Annotated in this window: 17 protein-coding genes; 12 read left to right on the plus strand and 5 right to left on the minus strand. The window is 44.5% G+C overall.

Translation table 11 applies throughout. From position 1 onward, the window contains the following. The first annotated feature begins 471 nt into the window (after window positions 1–471). From EXN75_RS11895 to EXN75_RS11910, 4 genes are all read left to right on the plus strand, one after another. Complete coding sequence (locus EXN75_RS11895) at window positions 472–3,288, plus strand: TonB-dependent receptor (RefSeq protein WP_134843987.1); 2,817 nt, start codon at window positions 472–474, stop codon at window positions 3,286–3,288. Window positions 3,289–3,350: 62 nt separating this feature from the next. Continuing rightward, window positions 3,351–4,880 (plus strand): hypothetical protein, encoded by a 1,530-nt coding sequence (locus EXN75_RS11900; protein WP_134843988.1) that lies wholly within the window; start codon window positions 3,351–3,353, stop codon window positions 4,878–4,880. Between the two features lie 397 nt (window positions 4,881–5,277). Beyond that, window positions 5,278–6,267, plus strand: a complete 990-nt coding sequence (locus EXN75_RS11905) for an aminodeoxychorismate synthase component I (protein ID WP_089544702.1) — start codon at window positions 5,278–5,280, stop codon at window positions 6,265–6,267. A 13-nt stretch (window positions 6,268–6,280) separates the two neighbouring features. Continuing rightward, window positions 6,281–6,886 carry an aminotransferase class IV family protein gene (locus tag EXN75_RS11910; protein WP_089544703.1) on the plus strand — a complete coding sequence of 202 codons (606 nt, stop codon included), beginning with the start codon at window positions 6,281–6,283 and terminating at the stop codon, window positions 6,884–6,886. Window positions 6,887–7,201: 315 nt separating this feature from the next. Here the strand turns inward: EXN75_RS11910 and EXN75_RS17735 are convergent, their stop codons facing one another. Further along, window positions 7,202–7,366, minus strand: a complete 165-nt coding sequence (locus tag EXN75_RS17735; protein ID WP_158570080.1) for a hypothetical protein — start codon at window positions 7,364–7,366, stop codon at window positions 7,202–7,204. Here EXN75_RS17735 and EXN75_RS11915 point away from each other — a divergent pair. The 6 genes from EXN75_RS11915 to EXN75_RS11940 are packed head-to-tail and all read left to right on the plus strand — an operon-like array spanning window position 7,360 to window position 14,512. Beyond that, window positions 7,360–8,682 carry an SPFH domain-containing protein gene (locus EXN75_RS11915; protein WP_134843989.1) on the plus strand — a complete coding sequence of 441 codons (1,323 nt, stop codon included), beginning with the start codon at window positions 7,360–7,362 and terminating at the stop codon, window positions 8,680–8,682. The two genes, EXN75_RS17735 and EXN75_RS11915, sit on opposite strands and share 7 nt — an antisense overlap. A 27-nt stretch (window positions 8,683–8,709) precedes the next feature. Next, the gene (locus tag EXN75_RS11920) at window positions 8,710–9,411 is read left to right on the plus strand and encodes a hypothetical protein (protein ID WP_134843990.1); all 702 of its coding nucleotides are present in this window, start codon (window positions 8,710–8,712) and stop codon (window positions 9,409–9,411) included. Window positions 9,412–9,471: 60 nt separating this feature from the next. Then, window positions 9,472–11,568, plus strand: a complete 2,097-nt coding sequence (locus EXN75_RS11925) for a hypothetical protein (protein WP_187349094.1) — start codon at window positions 9,472–9,474, stop codon at window positions 11,566–11,568. Window positions 11,569–11,587: 19 nt separating this feature from the next. Then, a complete protein-coding gene (locus tag EXN75_RS11930) occupies window positions 11,588–12,493 on the plus strand; it encodes a hypothetical protein (RefSeq protein ID WP_134843991.1) in 906 nt (301 codons plus the stop codon). A gap of 10 nt (window positions 12,494–12,503) precedes the next feature. Continuing rightward, window positions 12,504–13,529, plus strand: coding sequence for a hypothetical protein (locus tag EXN75_RS11935; protein ID WP_118117334.1), 1,026 nt, complete (start codon window positions 12,504–12,506; stop codon window positions 13,527–13,529). Between the two features lie 11 nt (window positions 13,530–13,540). Further along, window positions 13,541–14,512: a hypothetical protein gene (locus EXN75_RS11940; RefSeq protein ID WP_118117333.1), complete on the plus strand. Its 972-nt coding sequence runs from the start codon at window positions 13,541–13,543 to the stop codon at window positions 14,510–14,512. Between the two features lie 93 nt (window positions 14,513–14,605). Here EXN75_RS11940 and EXN75_RS11945 read toward each other — a convergent pair whose 3' ends face one another. Further along, the gene (locus tag EXN75_RS11945) at window positions 14,606–15,790 is read right to left on the minus strand and encodes an AAA family ATPase (RefSeq protein ID WP_134843992.1); all 1,185 of its coding nucleotides are present in this window, start codon (window positions 15,788–15,790) and stop codon (window positions 14,606–14,608) included. A gap of 4 nt (window positions 15,791–15,794) precedes the next feature. Continuing rightward, entirely contained in the window at window positions 15,795–16,808 is a 1,014-nt protein-coding gene (locus tag EXN75_RS11950; protein ID WP_134843993.1) for an aspartate-semialdehyde dehydrogenase, read from the minus strand. A gap of 385 nt (window positions 16,809–17,193) precedes the next feature. Between EXN75_RS11950 and EXN75_RS11955 the strand changes: the two genes are divergently transcribed. After that, a complete protein-coding gene (locus tag EXN75_RS11955) occupies window positions 17,194–18,057 on the plus strand; it encodes an Rpn family recombination-promoting nuclease/putative transposase (RefSeq protein WP_134843994.1) in 864 nt (287 codons plus the stop codon). A 204-nt stretch (window positions 18,058–18,261) separates the two neighbouring features. Next, the gene (locus EXN75_RS11960) at window positions 18,262–19,188 is read left to right on the plus strand and encodes an Rpn family recombination-promoting nuclease/putative transposase (RefSeq protein WP_456242900.1); all 927 of its coding nucleotides are present in this window, start codon (window positions 18,262–18,264) and stop codon (window positions 19,186–19,188) included. Between the two features lie 169 nt (window positions 19,189–19,357). Here the strand turns inward: EXN75_RS11960 and EXN75_RS17740 are convergent, their stop codons facing one another. Together EXN75_RS17740 and EXN75_RS11965 are read right to left on the minus strand one after the other, a co-directional pair. After that, window positions 19,358–19,525 (minus strand): hypothetical protein, encoded by a 168-nt coding sequence (locus EXN75_RS17740; RefSeq protein ID WP_158570238.1) that lies wholly within the window; start codon window positions 19,523–19,525, stop codon window positions 19,358–19,360. A 16-nt stretch (window positions 19,526–19,541) separates the two neighbouring features. Beyond that, a complete protein-coding gene (locus tag EXN75_RS11965) occupies window positions 19,542–22,025 on the minus strand; it encodes a BspA family leucine-rich repeat surface protein (RefSeq protein ID WP_134843996.1) in 2,484 nt (827 codons plus the stop codon). Window positions 22,026–22,652: the final 627 nt, after the last annotated feature.

Genomic DNA, 22,652 nt, shown 5'->3' on the forward strand with positions numbered 1-22,652 from the left:
GTAAATCTCTATCACAGCTGCACCTGCCCGAGAATATAACGATTCACGGAGTTTTTGAGAATGTAAAAAATTTGTGTTTTTCCATTATTACATAACAGGTCAGCAACCATTATTATATATTTGTATCTTAATGTTATCGTATTAAAGAATAATGGTAAAAGTCATGAAATTTTTCAAATGTAGTCAATGTGGCTACGGATATTTTTGGCGTTCTCTCATAAATAGTATATCTTTGTATGTACGTAACCGTCTGATAATCAAATGGTATTTTGTAGGAAAAAGAACCAAAAACTACTTTTTAAAGTGGACTCCTTTATTTATCTCCAAATATCGGGTTAAATATTTAAATATCTTTAGTTATTGCAACCGTAACACCATTGTCGCAGCTTCGTCAATGCCTTTCAATCTCATCGCAATCGCAATGTAATAATACTGCCGTACCTTTGCAACCGTAATCAAACGATATAGGTTATGAATGCTAAAAGGGGAATTATTGTATTAGGATTGCTCTCGGCGGCTAGCATGCCAACGTGGGCGCAACAGATTAAGGGTGTGGTTATCGACCAAAAATCGAAAGAGACACTCATCGGTGCAGTCGTCACTGTGGATGGAACCAACGTGAAGGCTATCACCAACATCGACGGAAACTTCCAGATCGATGGATTGGATAAAGAAAAGAAATATACACTATATATTAACTATGTAGGATATAAGACTCAAAAAATTGACGGGGTTCAGGCGAAGGACGCAGACCAGGTGATTGCGCTGCAACCTGATGAACAGCAGCTGAAAGAGGTGACCGTTACCGCAGTGGAAAGGCGTAATACGGATGCGGCAATGATACAAGTGGCCAAAAGCAGTCCCGTCATCGTGAGTAATGTTTCGGCACAGGAAATATCCAGAACTCAGGATACGAATGCGGGTGAGGTGATACGCCGAGTGCCAGGCGTGAGCCTCATCGACGATAAATTCGTGATGGTTCGCGGATTGTCACAGCGCTATAACAATGTGTGGGTGAACGGAGGAGCAGTGCCTAGTTCTGAGGCTGATTCCAGGGCATTCTCCTTCGACATCATCCCAAGTTCGCAGATTGACAACCTTACCATCGTGAAGTCGCCAACGGCTGAATATCCCGCTGATTACTCAGGCGGTTTCATCATCGTCAACACCAAGGAGATTCCGGCAGAAAACAGTTTCAACATCGCCGTGGGCGGAAACTGGAATACATCTTCTGCCTTCAAGGACTTTTCTTACTCAAAAGGTTCCGGAACCGATTTCCTAGGGTTCGACAATGGCTCGAGAAACCTGAATGGGGGCATCCATGCTGACTTGAATCCACAGCTCGATGCCAACGGAAAACCGGTGGGCGATTATGCTACTTCGCTCCTGGGCAACGGATTCAATAATGATTGGCTCATCAAGAACAAGAAGCCTTTGGGCGACTTGAAACTGGCAGCCAGCCTGAACCAGCGCTGGATGCTCGGCGGAAGAACACTCGGCATGCTCGCCGCCCTGAACTATACCAACGAATACCGCACCTACGAGAACATGGAGAACAATCTCTATGGCATCTATGATGCGGCAAACGACAAGCCGAACTATCTTCGTCACTCTGTTGACGACCAGTATAATAATAACGTGAGACTCGGAGCAATGCTCAACTTCACCTTCCTTTCCAAGGACGGCAATCACAAGTATCAGCTCAAGAACATCTTCAACCAGTTGGCTACCAGCCGATATACCTGGCGTGATGGCGTGAGCGCCCAGTCGAACCTGGAGCGAAGCGCAGAGTATTACTACCGCAGTAGAACTACATATAACGGTCAGCTTACCGGTAAGCACACCTTCACTAGCGATGCCCTTGACTGGAGTATCGGGTATGCGTATGCCAACCGCCATTTGCCTGACCGTCGTAGATACCTCATCGACGATGCTCTGGAATCGGGCGTTTATGCCCTGAGCACCGGCAACGACATATCCCGCGAGTGGACTCAACTCGACGAACACATTCTCTCTCTTGGTGTAAATGACAAGCACCACTTCAAGTTTGGCAACTTTGAGCCAGACTTGAAGGTGGGTGCCTATGGAGAATATCGCAGCCGAGAATACCAGACCCGCAACTTTATCTACAACTGGAATGTTTCAGATAACAACATGCCATCCGACTTCCGCCACAGCCATATCCCTACACTGCTCTCCAGCGAGGCGAACATGGGTTACGACAAGCTGTATCTTCTGGAGGAAAAGCAGATGCGCAATAACTACCGCGGACATAACACCTTAGGCGCAGGATACCTGGCGATGTCTCTCCCCTTTGGCAAACTCGGCATCCACGCCGGTGTCCGCTTCGAGCATAATGATATGGAACTCATCTCCAATTCCCGTGACTACGAGAAGAGTGAATCGAGCCGTCATTACAAGACCGATGATGTATTCCCATCTCTCAACACAACATATAAAATCAGCGACCAGCACCAGGTACGCCTCTCGTATGGCCGCAGTATTAACCGCCCAGAATTCCGTGAAGTATCGTCGTCGGTGTATTACGACTTCGACCTTGCCAGCAATGTGCAGGGAAACACTGAGTTGAAGAACTGTTATGTCGATAACCTCGACCTGCGATATGAGTGGTATCCATCCCGTGGAGAGCTCATTTCGCTGGCAGTCTTCTACAAGCACTTCGATTCTCCTATCGAGTGGACCTACACGGTGGCAGGTGGCACAGACCTGATTTATTCCTACAAGAATGCGAAGAGTGCCAACAACTACGGTGTGGAGCTGGATATCAGAAAGAATCTCGGTTTCATAGGATTGAAGGATTTCAGCTGGTCGTTTAACGGTGCCTTGATTAAGAGCAAGGTGCAGTTTGAGAAGGGCTCGAAAGAGGAAGACAGACCGATGCAGGGTCAGTCGCCATACCTTATCAACACCGGCATCTTCTATAAGAACGAGCCATTAAAGATGGATATCGCCCTGCTTTACAACCGTATAGGCAAGCGAATCATCGGTGTGGGCAGAAGCGAGGGAAGCACAGGCGATGACTCCAACGCCCGAGTGCCTCACAGCTACGAGATGCCCCGCAACACCATCGACTTCTCGCTGGCTAAGAAATTCGGCGAGCATCTGGAACTGAAGCTCAACGTAAGGGATCTTCTTGCAGAAAAGATATATTACAAGCAGTTTGCTGATGTAACGTATAGCGACGGAAGCAAGAAGGAAGTAGAAGAAATAGCAAGATGCTACAAGCCGGGCAGAAACATCGGTTTGCAGGCAATCTATAAATTTTAGAGACTATCCGTAGAATTTCAAGAAAGATAATATTAGATATTTGTTTAATAAAACAGGAAACAATGATGAACAAGATGTATTTTTTAGGATGCATGGGCATCCTCGCAGCATCTGCCATGTTGAGCAGCTGCAGCAGTGACAATGACGATCTAACTCCTTCTCCAAATCCTGGATCAGAAGTAGTTTACAAGTGGACAACCAATGGCGGCTTGAAGGCTTGCGACCACATCCTCTTCGGAACAGATGACAAGGAAAACGTCAACGGAACACAGATTGGCAACGGCGACCAGGAATTCGTCTTCACAGGCAAGCAGACTTTGAAGAAAGGCACTTATCTCCTCAAGGGATGGGTATATATTGCAGATGGTGCTGAGCTTACCATCGAACCGGGAACTATCATCAAGGGCGACAAGCAGACCAAGGCGGCACTCATCGCAGAGCGTGGCGGCAAGCTTATCGCCAAGGGTACAGCCACAGAGCCTATCGTCTTTACATCTGAAGAGGTTGCCGGCAGCAGAAAGCCTGGCGACTGGGGTGGCATCATTCTCTGCGGCAAGGCTAAGAACAACCAGACTGAGCAGCAGATAGAGGGTGGTCCTCGTACCAAGCATGGTGGCGCAGATGATGCTGACAACTCAGGAGCCTTGAGTTATGTACGCATTGAGTTTGCCGGTTATCCATTCCAGAAGGATAAGGAGATTAATGGTTTAACCTTAGGTTCTGTAGGTTCAGGCACAGAGATTGACCACGTTCAGGTATCTTATTCCAATGATGATTCCTTCGAGTGGTTTGGCGGTACAGTAAACTGCAAGTATCTCGTAGCCTACAAGGGCTGGGATGATGATTTCGATACCGATAACGGTTTCTCAGGAAAGGTGCAGTATGGTCTTTCTCTGCGCGACAGCAAGATTGCCGATACCTCTCAGAGCAACGGTTTCGAGAGCGACAACTGCGCTGATGGTGCTACCGTGGACCCTCGTACCAAGGCTACCTTCTCTAACATCACCTTCGTAGGTCCTAAGGTATTGGATGACAAGTTCCAGAACACCACAGATTATATCACTGCCGGAGCATACAATCCAAACAACGGGTCAGCTCTCGGCAAGTTCCAGTCAGCCATGCAGATTCGTCGTTCTTCTAACCTCAACTGCATCAACTCTGTAGCCTTAGGCTGGCCTATCGGTTTGATTGTTGATGGTGAGAAGGGTGAAACCGTGAAGGATGCCAAGGATGGCAAGTTCAAGCTTCAGAATGTATATTTCGCAGGTATGGATGCCGTTGGTACTGATGCCAACAAGAAGTATGAGGATTATCTCTACGATGCTGCAAAGAAGCAGGATATCGACAAGAATCAGAAGTCATACAGCAACACATTCTTCTTCTCAGAGCAGAGCAACAAGTATTTTGATTCATGGACTTCATTGGTTGGTGCAGATGGCTATACTCCTATCGCAGGAAGCCCATTGCTTGGTGCCGCAAGTTTCGCTGGCTGGACAGGTTTCGACACTGTAACCTACATCGGGGCCTTCGATGGCAGCAACAACTGGATGAAAGGTTGGACCAACTTTGATCCTCAGAATGCGAAGTACTAGAAAAAGATTAGTACCGGAACAAGAATTAGAATCGCTAATTTCTATTTTGACTATAAGGTTTTCTTTTATTGGGGCATGGCGCAGTGATTTGCGCCATGCTTTTTTTGTGGCGCATAAGATTATATACATGGAGGTTAGTCCTAAAGGTTACTACAACAACATTAGTGTTATATATAAAGTGAACACCAATAAATAACAAAGGAGTGATGAAGTTGGATTTTCAACAACATCTCTCCATTTTTTACTTTTTTTATTGCAAAAAAAGAATGATATTGCGAAGGAATAGCTATCTTTGCAATTTTATAATAAAATCGCATAAGTATGCCAACAAACAAGAATGCTCAACTAAGATATAAGATAATGGACAGATGGTTCAGTAACTTTAAAATGTAAGACAATGAAACAAAATATTATAGACCGTATCAATCATTTGGCTAACGAAAAGGAGCCTTTCCTTTTTGTCATCAACTATGCAGGTTCGGAAGCATACATACGGAAGCTGTCTGAAATAGCTATCGATGAATGCCTTTATGACTTTGAGGGTATAACCAATGTAAAACGGCAGTCACTCTCTTCGGCTACCAAACATCCGACGTGGAAAGTGTTTGAGCCAAATTTTGAAGATTACACGAAAAGTTTTGAAACCGTCAAAAGCAACATCTTGCGTGGAAACAGTTATCTTGCCAACCTTACTTGTAAGGTTGCTTTGGACTGCAACCTTACGTTGGAGGACATCTTCCTACGTGCTAAAGGCAAGTATAAGATTCTACTAATAGACAATAATAGCAATAGACGGTTCGTGTGCTTCTCGCCGGAAACATTCGTGAAGATAAAGAACGGAATGATATATTCTTATCCGATGAAGGGCACGATTGACGCGTCCTTACCCGAAGCAGAGCAAGTGTTGATGGGAGATAAAAAAGAAGCAGCCGAACATGCTACCATTGTGGATCTGATTCGAAATGACCTTAGCCGTGTGGCGGAGCATGTAAGGGTGGATAAATACCGTTATATTGATGTGCTCCATACCAATAAGGGGAATATTCTCCAGACCAGTTCCGAAATAAGCGGCAAGTTGCCAACTGGTTATCAAAAGCACATCGGAAACATATTGGATGCAATGTTGCCCGCAGGTTCCATAACAGGTGCGCCAAAGGACAAGACTATGGAAATAATCCATGAGGCGGAAGGCTATGACCGTGGATTCTATACAGGAGTCATGGGTATATATAATAATGGTGAACTCAACTCGGCTGTAATGATACGCTTTCTTGAAAATGACGGTATAGGAACGTATTTCAAGGCAGGAGGAGGCATTACTTCGAAGAGTGATTGCAGAAAAGAATACGAGGAAGTGTTACAAAAAGTGTATCTTCCTTTTGAATAGAACTGATTTTAATATGGCACAGCAATTCGTAGAGACAATAAAGATTGTGAATGGAAAGACACAAGCTCTTGCATACCATCAGGAAAGAATGGAAAGAACGATCTGTAAGTTCTTTCCTTCATTATGCAATGCGTCTATGCCTTCATTGGAAAAACTGATAAATCCAACGGAAAGCATGGATTTTTACAAGGCGAGAGTGGTGTATGGCGAACAAGGTGTTGAAGCAGTAGAATATGCTCCGTATTTTATTCGAAACATAAACTCCCTTCAAGTGGTCGCAGACGACACGATAACGTATGGCTACAAAAGTACCGACCGCAGTCGCCTCAATGCCTTGGTCGCACAGAAAGGGAACCGTGACGACATCATCATCGTCAAACATGGACTTTTAACGGATACCTCATTCACGAACCTTGCCATATTTGACGGCAAACATTGGGTGACTCCCAGACATCCCTTATTGCCAGGCACAAAAAGAGCCGCACTATTGGACAAGGGAATGATACAAGAAGCAGATATTACATTGGAAGATTTGCGAAATGCCAACAAGGTAAGTCTTTTTAATGCAATGATTGAGTTTGGTGAAAGAGAAATAGCAATGGAGAATGTCCACTTCTGAACATTCTCTATTTCTTCTGATATACAAGATATTTTATGGTTGTAGCGAACATGGCTACTAAAATATTTGGCGTTATCAAATAAATACCATATCTTTGCAACCGCAAGAGTTGTTTGAACCATTATGCAAAGTAAAGCAGGCAGAAGTAGTCTGACTTTCGCTAAATCGTTACCATAAATAAAACAGTCGAAACAACTATGCTGATTATTAGACTGATACAACTTTTTTGATTATCCTTTGCAAAGATAATGCAAATCGAATGCAGAATATTTTCTGCAAAGTTACTTAAAATCCACGGGAAATACAACTTTCCCTCTAAAAATCCACCACTAACCATTCTATTTTTCCTGCGACCTCTTCCTCTTGTGTTAAATATTCTTTATTCTCAATTATTTTTTTATCATTTTCGGCACATGTATTAGTTTTTTCACTATATTTGCCTTTAATTTCAGAAACTAAAAACTTTATAAAATATGGCATTTATAGATTGCGCAAGTTGGAAACCCCAAAACCAAAACGGTGAGTTTGTTTTTGCATATCGCTACCCTGAGACAAATCTCAGTACCTTTACTCAACTCATAGTAGCTGAGTCACAAGAGGCATTTTTGTTCAGCAAGGGGCAGATGATGGACAAATTTGGTCCAGGCAAGCACACATTGAACTCAGAAAACATCCCTCTTCTACGCAGGTTATATGGTCTTCCTTTTGGAGGAAACAACCCATTTACTGCAGAGGTGTGGATTGTCAACAAGTTATATCCAGCCAATCTGAGTTGGAATGTCAACAGTATGGCTGTTCATGATGCCGACTATAATACGCTGCTCCCTCTCAAGGCAGAAGGACAGTATGGTCTGTTCGTATCCGATGCAGCAAAATTCCTCATCAAGATGGTAGGCACCAAAGAAGTGTTTACCGAATCTGATATGCTCTCACAGGCCTATGGAGAATTCGCATCTAAGTCAAAGAGCGCCATCATCCAGTTTATGAACAACCAGCGAGTGGGCTTCAAGAGCATCTCAGCCTACCTCAGCAACCTCTCTGATTACATCAAGCAATTTCTGCTTCCTTTCTGGGAGGAATATGGATTGAGTCTCACAAAGTTTTATGTCAACGATATCTCTATCGACACCAGCACACCTGAAGGCAAAAAAATAGCTGACGCCATCGCAAGTCAGGCTTCCATGTCTATCACAGGACATTCCTGGCAACAGGAACAGATGTTTGACATGGCCAACAATGCCGTCAACCAGATGGGCAACCTTTCTGGCGGCAACGGTCTGATTGCCGGTATCATGGCCATGAACATGATGGGCAACGGAGGCATGGGAGGCGGCATAGGCGCTGGCATGATGCAGACGCACAACAACCAGCCTACCTTCTCAGGAAACCAAGGTGGCATGGGAGGTATGCAAGGCGGTATGGGAGGAATGCAACCCAATGCACAGCAAGGTGGCGGCGTGAAAGAAATCTATTGCGCCAACTGTTCCAAGAAACACCTGACCACCGAGCGCTTCTGTCCTCACTGCGGAAGCGAATATAATCCATGTCCGAAATGCGGTGCAGACAATCCGAAGAACGCCAGACGCTGTGTAAGTTGCGGAACGCCATTACAGCAGGCCACAATGGGAGGAGCAACCTGCAATTCCTGCGGTGCCCAACTTACTCCTGGTGCAGCCTTCTGTCCACATTGCGGTGCTCCACAAACTGTCCGCCCATCAGGCAACCTATGTCCAAGATGTGGTGCAGACATTCCACCTACATCACGGTTCTGCCCTAAGTGTGGTCAAAAAATATAATTATTCACTTTTAAAATCTTTATGATTATGAGCGCCAAAAACATATTCCATATCCTCGCCATCCTGCTTGGCTATGGACTCATCATTAGCGGTTTCTTTGTTCTGGGAGCAACCCTGGAAGACAATATCAAGTTGCTCGACATCTTCATGTCCTGCCTGATTTTCACCCAATTTGTAGAATTTACCCTCTTCCCACTTGTCAATCTGAACGAGAAGGCTCACAAGGAAGTGGGCATGTTGGGCATCCATCTGTTAACTGTCAATGTCTGCAGTCTGTTATCCATCTGCCTCATGGTGGCAGGTATCATGAACGACCTGTCTTTCAAGATCCAGCTCATTTGTCAGCTTGCAATCATCTTCATAGCCCTGGTAGGTCGCTTGGCTTCCTCACATGCCGGTGAGAAGGTAGAACAGTGCTATCAGAGAGAAGAAAACCAGGTGTTGGGCAAGAAATGGCTAAAATCTACCATGGAAAATCTCATGGAAGATGCAATACAGACCAAGGAACTGGATGAGATGACCCGAAACAAAATCCAGCAAATCAACGAAGATATCCGTTATATCACTCCTTCCTGCACTTCAGAAGCTAAGGAGATAGACCAGCAGTTCTGTCAACTGGCAGAATCTCTAAGGGTCATGATGAGAGACGTTACCGCTAATCAAAACCGAATAGCAGAGGAAGTAGAACATCTCCATCACATTCTCATCAGGAGAAAGAATGCGAGATAAAGTTACAAGCACAAGAGAAACCATGTAGTAAAAGTATTCATTTTAAAATAACTAATAACTATGGCATCAACCGGTAAAATTTTTAGCGATTCGAGCAATATCTACCAAGACCAGGCTCGACTCTTGTTTAACTATTACGAACAAGCCGCAGAACAGATCGTAAAGCAGGAAGAAGCTATCGAAAAGCAAATCAGCGACCTCGAAGCTTACCGTCAGGAAATCGAAATCAAGAAAAGCGACATCTGGAAATGGTTCCTCACCATCATCGCTTTCTTCATGTACTTCATCCGTAAGAAGCAATATGAAGAACAGATTCTGGAAATCGATGAAAGAATCGGAGAAAAGAAAAAGGAACATGAAAACATCTTCCGTGACTACAAAGTGACCAAAATGGGCGTGGCTTACGTGCCTGTAGCTCAACAAATGGCATACGAGGACAAATGTTTCGTGGTAGATTACTCCGGAAATGTTCCGATGTCTCACGTCAGCCTTCAGATGTCACGCCAGAACGATCTGCTGGTAGAGACAATGACACAAATGGAGAAACTGACGAAGGAAGCTCCTATCGTAGAAACCTCTGATGAGCCAGAAACCATTGACACCAACGATTATTCCCTCTCTATTCAGGAAGTCAACCAGAGCGACTATATCGGCAAACTGGACCGTTCTATCCGTACCATCTCTTACTGCATGAACGATACGGAAGTAAAGTCTGTTGACCTTCCATTGGTAGCTGACCACAGTGATTTTTTAGGATTCCTCAATGAATATGCTACCAGCGATACCGCCGGACATCCGATTGTCAAGGTATTCGACGACAAGAAATACAACAGTGAGATAGACGACTTCTGCAAATTAAACCAACTCAAGGATTCCCTTTCAAACGATACAGAGCAGTTCGAGGATGTACTGAAGCACCTCATGCACACCATGGCGATGTCTGTACAGACTGTCTCTGCCATGAAACTCGCATCTACCGACAAGGTGGTCAACAAGTCAAACGACTTGCTCTTCAAAATTCTCAAGGCTCCTTACAATCATTATTCCCCATTGTTGGAAGCAGAGGAAATCAGAAGAATCAAGAACGAAAAGTTCGACTATTCTGACTCTATTCAAGGTTACGAACCATTCCAGCTCAGAGATAGTTCCAGAGTTCGCTACAACCTCTTTGCAGACGAGTGGACAGCAGAAGACAACAGTACCTCCAACGTCCCATTCGGCGTACATCAGATTTATGAAGAAATCGTTGCACCTATGGTACAACGCCTCATGATGGAAAACCGCATCGAGAGAATTCGTGTATATAGCCATATCCACGACCAGAAACTGAGCTACCTCAACAAGTGGCATCAGGACGTAGATGCTTTCTATCGTTCCAACCACGCAGAAAGTGCCGACATTATTAATAATATGCAACAGACGCTGAGTGAATATGTAGAAGCCTACAACACGCTGGCACAGTTGCAGAAAACCCTCGACTCGATGGGCCAGGAAGGAGCCTCCCTCGACAATACCATCGTACAGAAAGAGGACAATACAATGGAAAATCTGGCAGCCTTCGAACTGCAAGCACAGGAATTCAAGAAAGCACAGGAAGATTTCAGCGACTATATGGACCGTCTGCAGGAAGACATCGCACTGAAGGCAGAAAAGTTCGGTCACGTGGAATTCTACGATGCAAGACTGCAGGATGGTTACTCCAACACGATGGCTGTGGCAGCCAGCGAGGTACAGACACTCGATGAGCGCCGCAAGCCATTGGCTTCTACCAACCCACTGCTCGCCAAGGAATCCGTACTGCTGCCTGAGCCAAACGTCGAGAACCTCACCTACGAGCATCTTTCACTCAACCTCCCTTCACTTGCCATCAATGCACTTGATGAAGTAAGCCGTATTTCCATCGAGGGAAAACAAGAGGAGAATACTGCTGCAGAATATCAGGAGGAGAATACTGCCGTATCAGTTCAGGAGGAAAATCCAGTTGGAACGAATCAGGAGGAGAACCTTCCTGAAGGAAACAAGGAAGAAGATACTGCTGATACCAATCTGGATGATGATCTTCTTGAAGCAAATCTGGATGGAATTCTTTCTGAAGAGGATGAAGAAGACAGAGAGGATTCCGAGGATGAAGAGAATGAGCAAAATAAAGACAATTAAATAATAGGAGGAGAAAACTATGTCAACAACAATCAGTTGCAGAGTCGATACCAAACCGATGGCAGAGGAACTCCATAGCGTTTCCAATCATGTGAAAGGAACAACTGCGGCGGTCACCACCATGCAGGCTGCGGTTATCGCTGCCGAAAACAGCGGCGCCAATAAGGTTTGCAGTAATGTAAACAGAGGTTTCTTCACCTTGATGTGCTCACAGATTTCACAGAAAATCGCAAGCAAGCATAGCCGTGTAGAAGCACTTCTCATGCACTTAGGACAACAGAAACGCATCCTCATGGGCATCAAGAATAATATGGAACGCGAATATGGAAGAATCTGTGAAAGATACCATCGCATCTTCACCAGCATCAACAAGGAGTTGGAACAGAGAATACGCCAGATAGACCAACCTGTTTTCGAATTGGTCAACAAGAATATGGTTACTGCTTCCAATCGTATGAATGCACTTACGGGATGGGCTGCCAACTCACAGATAGAAGGACTTACAGACAGTCAGAGAATCCTGATGTCCAAAATGAAGTACAATGCGCAATACGCACTAGAGCAGTCTGCCGACTTCCTGGCTCAAATAGGAAAGCAAAGAGTACTGACCAATCAGATCCTGATTTCCAATGTACAGGGCAATGAGGACAAGACTTGCCAGATTCCGGTCATCATCTGTGAAAGTATCAGCGATACAGCCAGCATCCCAAGAACAGAGGTATGGACACCAGATGACCTTTCTTCTGCCAATGCTTCACAAATCAACAATGTGATCCGTGAAAAAGACATGGAATGGAAAGACGAGAAATGGTCAGTCCAAGTGGACGAAGAGTTCAACCGCCTGGTGGATTCTTCCAACGCATCACAGAGAGTTAAGCAGATGATTCAAAAGCTGTATACTACAGCCGAGTCAAAAACACTATAATCAGTAAGCTATGAGTTATACAGAAAGTTTTAGCAGAACCATTGCGGTTCACTATAGTGGCACTGTTACGGTAAACTACCCGGCTTCTGAGCATGGTGGTTCCACAACCGCATCATATAGCGGAACTGCTTACGAGCAAGTGGATGTTGATATTCATGTGGACACCGCTCCTTTTGACGCCAGCGTAGCCAACTGCAATAATCATGTGAATGGACTCACCGCCAGTGTGGGTGCAATGAATACAGCCCAATGTATCGCTATCAGGAAGAATGCAGACAAAGTTTCCAAGGCTCTCATCGACGGATTTTTCCACACGGTAAGAACAGACATGGGAACTCAGAAGGCTGAGCTGGAACAGGTTATCAATGCCCGATTGCTCCTACTCAGACAGCAAGCAACCTCGCTCAAGGCAATACAGGACACAATGGCTGAGGATTATGCGCGCACCACAGCCCGGTATCAGAAAATATTCAATGATTTGAATAGGGAACTATCCAATCGTATCCACGAGATAGACCAGCCTGTTTTCAAACTGGTAGAAGGTGTAGAGAAACAAAACGACCGAATGCTTCATACCGACATGGTACAGACGGTGGCTACCATCAGCAAGGAGAGTAGTGTGCTTCAGGCGCAGGTCAATACTGCATCTGTCAAGAACCATACACTCCAGGCGATGACTCAAGCTCAGAACTTCCTCATGTCAAAAGCCCTTTCTGACCGTGCAATTCAAAATACCTGCATCGATGGAAGTGGAAAGGATGGCTATTGGGTTCCCGTATGCTATATGAAAACCGAATCGGAGAATCATCAGGTAGAACGCCAATGTCTGGTTCCTGACTATCTATCTTCCAGAGACAAAGACATGGAGTACAAACTCTGTCAGCAGTTGGATGAGATGGATTTCAACCAAGAAACAGAGACTGCAGAAGAACAGGTGAAGTCGTATGTCCAGTCAGAAATAGCAACCCATATCAAGGGCAGTGATCCTCACTCCATGCGAGTAAAGGACATGATCAACAAATTGTTAAATCAGTAATCTTTCTTATCATGAGCAATCTAAAAGAATTACATATCACGGATACCAATCTCCGTTTGGAAAATCATATCGTAAAGGGCGGCATCTTGCCAAACAAGATCGCCGAACTGTCAAGAACAGTCAACGTGGTGGGCGAGACTGTGGTAGAAGGTCCTCTCTATGCCAGCAAACTCACCATCGAAGCTGCTCCTTTTGAAGTGAAAGGCGCCGTTTTTACACAGAAAGAGATTTACATCAATAATGATGTAGAAGGCAATGTAACCTTCAAAAAGGCTGTAGGCTCTGCCACATCTGTCGTAACAAGAGCCACCAGATGCAATACCACTTTCTGTTCTGACGTCAATGCCAAGAGCATCACGCTGACCAATGCCTTTGTGGCTGGCAGCTTGTATGGAGATGAAATCGAACTGGACAATTGTGTTGTCATCGGTGGAGTTTTCGCTACACAGTCACTGTCTGTCAAAAACTCCGTAGTGGGCACATTCATCTCTCCTTTTGTAGAAATGGACGGCATCATCCACCTCTTGCTTCCGTCAGTATTCAGCGTGGAAAGAGTGAACTACACACCTGCCAGTCACCTATATTCACTGGCTTTGGCAGATCTGGGGTCACTATACCGCCATCAGGAAGAAGCACCGGAAAGTGGAAAGATAGAGATTAACCTCGCTTCAGATGACTTGCGCACCACCCTGACTGATAATAACCAGCAACGTACTCTCCACAGTTATAGTGTAGTAGGTAAGGTTTTGGCAGCCGACCTGATAGACACGGACAAGTTCCAGAATCACTTCCTTTTGACCGCAGCAGCATTAGGTCCACAACTGTTGAAGACGTATGATTTGGGAATCGATAAGGAAGGCAATCCTGCCGTATTGACAGTAGATCGCATCCGCGAATTTTTCTTTGAAATACAGCAAGGAAAGATCAAGATAAAGGATCTTGATGGTTCATTCAGTATCGAACAGTTTGCCAAGACGCTGTAAAGCCAAGAATATTTTAGAAGAAAATTTCTAAAAAAATAAAATAGAAAGAGAGGGTTGAGAACAATACAATCAGTTTCTCAACCCTCTCTTTCTTTATCTATAATCCTCATACAGTTTCATTGTGTCCTGTCTTGTGAAGGCAAGTTCCTTATAGAAGTCTCTCAAATAAGCTGAGATTTCATTTTTATCATCAGACGAAACAAAGAGATTCTCACCCAAACGTCTCTCCAGCGAACTCAGATTATCTGAGAGGGTTTCTATTTCTCCCTCATAATCTCTGCCCTCATCCGGGCTCTTACGAATGCGATGATACTTGATGTCTTCAGCAAGCGCATTCTTCATCTCCACCAGTTTCTCTGCCAAAGGAGCAAAAAGAGCACGGATCACAATAGTGCGGATGGCATCCCTTTCCTCCGGTTCCTGCCAGAGACAATGATAGATAGGAAGCAAGTCGCAGCAATCAACCTCTTCCCTGTCCTGCATGAAAGCAGAAGTACGGAGCAGACGGGCAATATTCTTCCAGCGACGATCGCTCACGTAGATATTCCTGCGCTCAGCAGCCTCATCCACATTCACGGCTCTCAAGGATTTACGAATGACGGAAATGACATCCAGCACCTCCTCCTTTACACCTATCTTATTGATATTCTCCGACCATTCCGCATACTCTTCTGCAGTAATCGCATTTGAATTCTTCACTCTTCGTTCTTCACTCTTCACCTCCAAGAGCATCGCCCTGAAATTCGATTCCTTCTTAATCGGACGACTCTCAATGCGAATGACAAATCGGTCCCAGAGAGCCTCCAAGCCCTCGCCCTTTGCCGGCAACTCATTGCTGGCAGCCACGAGAAGTTTCAGCGGAAGGTGCATCTCCCGATTACCATTGCGGAACAGTTTTTCATTGATCACCGTGAGAAGCGTATTCTGAATAGCAGGCCCCGCCTTCCAGATTTCATCCAGAAAGACCACATCAGCAATAGGCAGATAACCATCCACCGCACGCTCATAAGTATCAGAAGACTTTAATTTCTGAATACTCACAGGACCGAAGATTTCATCAGGAGTAGAGAAACGCGACATCAGGTACTCAAAACTATGAGCATCTCTGAAAGCAGTCTTCAACTGACGGGCCACCATACTCTTCGCTACTCCAGGAGGGCCTAAAAGGATAACGCTCTCGCCTGCCAGAGCGGCAAGGAGCGAGAGCGAAATTTCAGTATCTTTTTCATATATGCCCCGGTTCATTTCCTGGAGCAAAAGTTTAAATCTTTCCAGCATGCAATTACTTTACGTTGCCCACCTTAATCAAGTACTCAGCAATCTGCACAGCATTCAAGGCAGCACCCTTACGAATCTGGTCGCCAGTGAGCCACAAAGTATTGCCGTTGTCATCAGCCAAATCCTTGCGGATACGACCTACATAGACATTATCCTTACCAGCGCTCTCCAAAGGCATTGGATAAACGTAGTTCTGAGCATCATCCTTCACTGTAACGCCTGGAGCAGCCTCCAGAGCCTTGCGGATATCCTCTACAGCCAATGGCTTCTCTGTCTCAAACCATACACTCTCTGAGTGAGAACGGAGAGAAGAAACACGCACACAAGTAGCACTTGTACGAACATCAGAGTGCATGATCTTGCGAGTCTCGTTATACATCTTCATCTCCTCCTTGGTGTAATCATTTGGAGTCATCTTGTCAATCTGTGGAATGACATTGTAAGCCAACTGATGAGGGAACTTATTGATATGATCGGTCTTACCAGTCTCAATGATGTCCTTATACTGCTGCTCAAGTTCAGCCATAGCTGCAGCACCAGCACCGGAAGCACTCTGGTAAGAAGAGATATGAATCTTCTTGATATGACTCAAGTCATCGATAGGCTTCAAAACCACTACCATCATAATAGTAGTACAGTTAGGGTTGGCGATGATATTACGAGGGCGGTTCAGCGCATCCTCAGCATTCACCTCAGGCACAACCAGAGGCACATCGTCGCACATACGGAATGCACTTGAGTTATCTATCATGACAGCACCATACTTAGTAATGGTCTCTGCAAATTCCTCAGAAGTACCACCACCAGCAGATGTGAAAGCAATATCGACATCTTTAAAGTCATCGTTATGCTGCAAAAGTTTGACCTCATAGTCCTTTCCCTTGAAGTTGTATTTTCGTCCAGCAGAACGCTCAGAACCAAACAACACCAAATCATCCATTGGGAAATTTCTCTCTGCAAGGATGCGCAAGAATTCCTGACCTACTGCGCCACTTGCACCAACAATTGCTACTTTCATAATCGAATCTTTTTAATTTAAAAGTTGTTATAAGTGTGAACTTGGAAACGAGAAACTGCAAAAAACTGCATATTATCTCAAATCCGCTGCAAAGTTAAGACTTTTTCTGTTAAACCAAGCATATTTTTGCAAGAATTGTTGCTTTTTGCTGCATTTTTCTCATTTTTACTTACATTTCTATCAACAAGCCTGCATTTTTACTAAAAAAACATGCATTTCTATGGTTTTAAGGGGCTATACGTCACTTTTCATCGTGGTGGGATATAGGATCCTTGTCCTGTCACATGAAAAAAGCAATCTCCAAACTTTTTCAGAAACTTTTCCCAGAAAGCTCTTGCGGGTTTGGAAATAAAGTCGTAACTTTGCGCTGTAGATTTTAAAACAGATGGTTATGAAGTACTTAGATCCTAAGGCAGACCTCACGTTCAAGAAGATATTCGGCAATCACCCTAAAAGACTGATCAGCCTTCTGAACGCCCTCCTGCCACTCAGCGAAGAGGAGCAGATACACGAAATCAAGTATCTGCCCACAGAACTTGTGCCCCAGCTCGAAGGGGGCAAGAACACCATTGTGGATGTACTCTGCACAGATGTCAGCGGCAGGAAGTTCTGCGTGGAAATGCAGATGGAATGGTCTGAAGCCTTCCAGCAGCGAGTACTGTTCAATGCATCCAAACTCTATGTGAGTCAGGCTAAAAAGGGAGGAAAATATAGTGAACTCCAACCTGTGTATTCTCTCAACCTGATAAATGATATCTTTGCACATGATACTCCTGATTTCATCCACAACTACCGCATCGTGCACGATAAGGACAGTAATAAGGTAATCAAAGGCTTGCATTTCACTTTCATAGAACTCCCTAAGTTCACACCTCATTCCATTGCCGACAAGCGCATGATGGTCTTGTGGCTCCGTTTCCTCACGGAAATCAATTCCAATACGAAGGAGATTCCTGCCGACCTGCTTAATGATCCGGAGATAGGAAAAGCCGTAGAAGAACTGGAGATTTCCGGTTTCACTGATGCCGAACTCTGGGCCTACGACAAATTCTGGGATTCCGTAAGCGTTGAAAGAACCCTTATAGATGACAGCTACCAGAAGGGTAAGGAAGAGGGTAAGGAAGAAGGCAAACATGAGGCCAACACAGAAACAGCACAACGATTGCTGGCAATGGGACTTTCTGCCGAACAGGTTGCCAAAGCTACCCAGCTGCCTTTGGAAATCATTAAGAAACTAAGCAATTCATAAAAAATACAATAGCGGAGATGTAGATTACGAATATCACCATATAATCAAGGGTCTATACGCCACCTCTCATCGTGGCATATAGACCCTTGTCCTGTCACATAAAAAACGCAATCTCTAAACTTTTTCAGAAACTTTTCCCAGAAAGCTCTTGCGGGTTTGGAAATAAAGTCGTAACTTTGCGGTAGCATTTTAATATAGTTGATTATGAAGCAGGTAGAAGAAAGGTATATCAGCTTGCTGACCGATTTCGGTTTCAAGCGAATTTTTGGAACAGCAATGAACAAGGATTTGCTCATTTGCTTCCTCAACAGCTTGTTTAATGGCAAACAGGTTGTGAAGGACGTATCGTATCTGAATCCAGAGCATGTCGGAGATGTCTATACCGACCGCAGAGCCATCTTTGATGTATATTGCGAGGGCGAAAACGGCGAGAAGTTCATCGTAGAAATGCAGAATGCTTATCAGGCGTATTTCAAGGATCGTTCCCTCTTCTACTCAACCTTCCCTATCCGTGAGCAGGCACCTAAGGGGAATGACTGGGATTTCAAACTCAATCATGTCTATACCGTAGCCCTGCTCAACTTCAGCATGAACGAGGATGCATTCGACAAAGAGAAGATCCGCCATCATGTACAGTTGTGCGATACCGCTACCCACAAGGTTTTCTACGATAAGTTGGAGTTTATCTATGTAGAGATTGCCAAGTTCAACAAAACCCTTGAACAGCTGGATACGCTCTACGAGAAGTGGCTCTATGCACTGAAGAACCTCTATAAGCTTACCCAGCGCCCGAAAGAACTGTGCGACAAGGTCTTCGATCGCCTCTTTGAGGAAGCCGAAATTGCCAAGTTTACTCCGCAGGAAATGAGGGAGTATGAAGCTAGTAAGAAGGCTTATCGCGACATCAAGAACTCTATTGATACGGCAAAACAAGAAGGTCTTGCTGAAGGAATAGAAATCGGTATGGAAAAGGGAATGGAGAAAGGCATAGAGAAAGGTAGAGCTGAAGGCAAACATGAGGCCAACACAGAAACAGCACAACGATTGCTGGCAATGGGACTTTCTGCCGAACAGGTTGCCAAAGCTACCCAGCTGCCTTTGGAAATCATTAAGAATCTAAGCAATTCATAAAAAATACAATAGCGGAGATGTAGATTTCTAATATCACCATATAATCAAGGGTCTATACGCCACCTTGTCATCGTGGCATATAGACCCTTGTCGTTTTCCTGAAGTGCGGCTTTTATTTTGCCACCAGGCATCAAATGTGCTGTCTGGTGGGGGTACAGAGAATCAGGAACTAATCGGCCCAAATTCCCTTATTAGTTGAATTATCCCAGAAATCCTTCACATTTTCATCGCTGTAATCCTCTTCTGCCGCCTTCTGGATAACCGAGTTGGCGAGGATAACAGTGGTTCTCTTTTCCATGACGCTAAGCACTGGCTTGATATATTTTTCCTTTTTCATACCATTTCTATTTATATTACTTGATGATAACCTTCATGGTCTTGCCGCCACGCTTCACGATGTTCACGCCCTTCTGCAAATCCGGGAGGCGACGGCCCTGGAGGTCGTAATATTCTGCCTTGCTATCTGCTGTAGTCTCCAACTGCTCGATGGCTGTGGTACCACCGCTGATGCTGAACATTCTGGCACCTGCTGCAGGAGCAGAAGAGTTATCTACCATGTAAGCACGGAAAGACTTGCTGTCCACAAACTCTGTTGTTGTTTCCTGCAACAGTTTGGCTGGGTTCATCAGCTTGTCGCCCTTCACGATGTAGCAGTTGTTGTCAGTATCCTTGCTGAACATCTTTTGGGTATAGAGTCCCTGGAGCTGATAGTTGCTATTAGCAGTCTTTGAGGTCTGAACATCTTTAGCAATCGCCTTGTCGGCTTCAGAGAATTTGAGCTGTGTTGCTCCATCCTTCATCTTGATGATAACAGGAGTACCAGCCGCGATGCTTGTCTTTATCTCTTCGAGTTCTACGGTTTCTGTAGCATCATCAGCCGAAAGAAGCTTGAAGGCACGGAAGTTCTGACCATCGAGCGTTACCTCGAAAGGCAGGCAGAGCGTAGCCCAGATAGTACCTTCCTTCATCGTGCGGCTGTAAGATGCAGTCTTGGCTGCGAACGGCTCGTAAGCCACGAAGTCCTTGTCATCGGCAAGAACGAGTTTCTCGGCAGCAAGAGTTTCTCCCGTTGCTCCTATCTTCTCATCACCATTCTTGCCCACCAGCTTGCTGAAGTAGCCAGTCTTGTAGTTGGCAAAGATGTGGTCAGTCTTGTCTGAGTTATTCTTATAATCTACAAAACCTTTGAGGTTTGTGCAGTTCGAGAACATGTTAGAACCATCAGTAACCTGACCCGTAACAAACTTATCGCTTGCGTAGATGGTTGTGAGAGCAGAGCAGCTATAGAACATTCCTTGCATATTAGTCACATTCGCAGTATTGAACTTGGCGATGTCGAGCAATTTGAGACTTATGCAGTCATAGAACATTTCGGACATATCCGTCACTTTCTCGGTATTGAAACCTGAGACATCTAACGAAGAGAGATATCGGCATTCACAGAACATATCTACCATATTCGTAACCTCCTTGGTATTCAGATTCTTTATGCCTTCTACTTGCTTCAGGTTTTCGCACCAATAGAACCACTTATAACAACTCGTTGGTCTTGCATTAGCAAATGAAGTATCGAACACAACCTTGGTAATGCCTAATGTGTGTTTCATCCATCCAGGTAAATTTTTACCACTATTGAGTTCATACTCATTTTCTCCCAAAGTCTCCTTGGATGCGAGAAAGAAGGTCAGCGTGCCGTCAGCATATTTCACCATAGGGATTCCAACACTAAAATATCCACCTTCTATCTTGGCATAAGTCTTGTCGGTAGCCTTGTATTTTTTCCATACTTCTTCACCTTTGAGTTTTTCACAATTTGTGAACATACCGCTACTCTTAGATACCTGGGTTGTTACAAACTCACTGCTGGTGTAGATGGTGGTGAGAGCTTGGCAGTCAGAAAACATCCTTTCCATATTCGTCACCTTCTCTGTATTGAAGTTAGTGAGATAGAGAGAGGTGAGAGATGAGCAGGAATTGAACATGTAGCTCATATTAGTCACATTCTCTGTGTTGAAGTTTGTGATGTCGAGTGAGGTGAGAGCTGAGCAGGAATTGAACATGTGGCTCATACTCTTCACATTCGCGGTATTGAAGTTTGTGACGTTGAGCGAGGTGAGTTTTGAGCAGACAGAGAACATGCTGATCATATTCGTCACATTCGCTGTATTGAAATGAGTAACATCTAGCGAGGTGAGAGATGAGCAGCCAGAGAACATACTGGTCATATTCTTCACATTCGCTGTATTGAAATGAGTAACATCGAGCGATTTAAGAGATGAACAGCTATAGAACATGTAACTCATATTTGCCACATTCTCTGTATTGAACTTAGTGACGTCGAGAGAGGTGAGAGCTGAGCAACTATAGAACATGTTTCCCATATTCTTCACATTCGCTGTATTGAACTTAGTGACGTCAAGAGAGGTGAGAGCAACACAGTTATAAAACATGTAGCTCATATCCGTTACCTTCTCAGTATTCAGATATTCCAGGCCTGTAATTGTTTCCAGTTTTGTGAGACGATTAAAGAAATAGCTCAACGATGTAGGCTTGTATGTACTGAAGCTCTTATCGAAAACAATGTGCACAATCGTGCCATTCCCTAAATTCTTATTGATAGCATCCACCCTCATCTTATCTTCCACAACAACACTATTATCAGGAAGGGTTTCTCCCACAAATTTCTTGAAAGTCAAGGTTTGGGTGGAGGATTCATACGTTGCTATATACTTAGAACTGGAAGCTGATGTCTGCGCCACCATATTGGCTGGCAGAAGAAACAACATGAGCAACATCAATGGGAACAGAGCGAATCTACGGAACTTCGCCCCCCCCACTGTTCATACGGCCGGCTTGCGACCCATAGGATTGATTGGTAAAATGTTTCATAAATTAATACTGTATTTGTTATTTATAATTGTCTGCTTATTATTAAGTTCACTCCAGGAATACAAGAGGTTTAACAGCATGATGAATATGGATGCCAGAAATAAAAAGATATCCGAAGATAATACCTAACATGAGTGCTGCCCGATGATAATCAGGGCGAGTTCTTATCCTTGGCATGGTTTCAAATATTTCTTTCATGGTGCAAATATAATGTTTTTCTTTCAAAAAAGGTGTCGCATTCCCCTAAAAAGTGTTGCATTCCTATCAAAAAGGTGTTGCATTCCTATGAATGCAACACCTTTTTGTCGTTTTGTGAGACTCTCCACTCTGTTGGAGAACAGCCTTCTTTGTTCTTGAAGATGCGGTAATCGGGTAGAAGGTAAATGCTAATCATAAAAGGCATTTGCCTCCTATTTTCACATTTACCGACCTCCCACACCACCGTACATGCGGTTCCGCATACGGCGGTTTCGTGCTTTCTCATCTTGCGATGTGTGGCAAGTTGATTTCAGTTATCCCTATGAGTAGCGTCACTTCTATCCTATTGTCGGATTCCGTCCTATCGTCTTGGATAG

Source organism: Segatella hominis, from assembly GCF_004535825.1.
Classification (GTDB): Bacteria; Bacteroidota; Bacteroidia; order Bacteroidales; family Bacteroidaceae; genus Prevotella; species Prevotella hominis.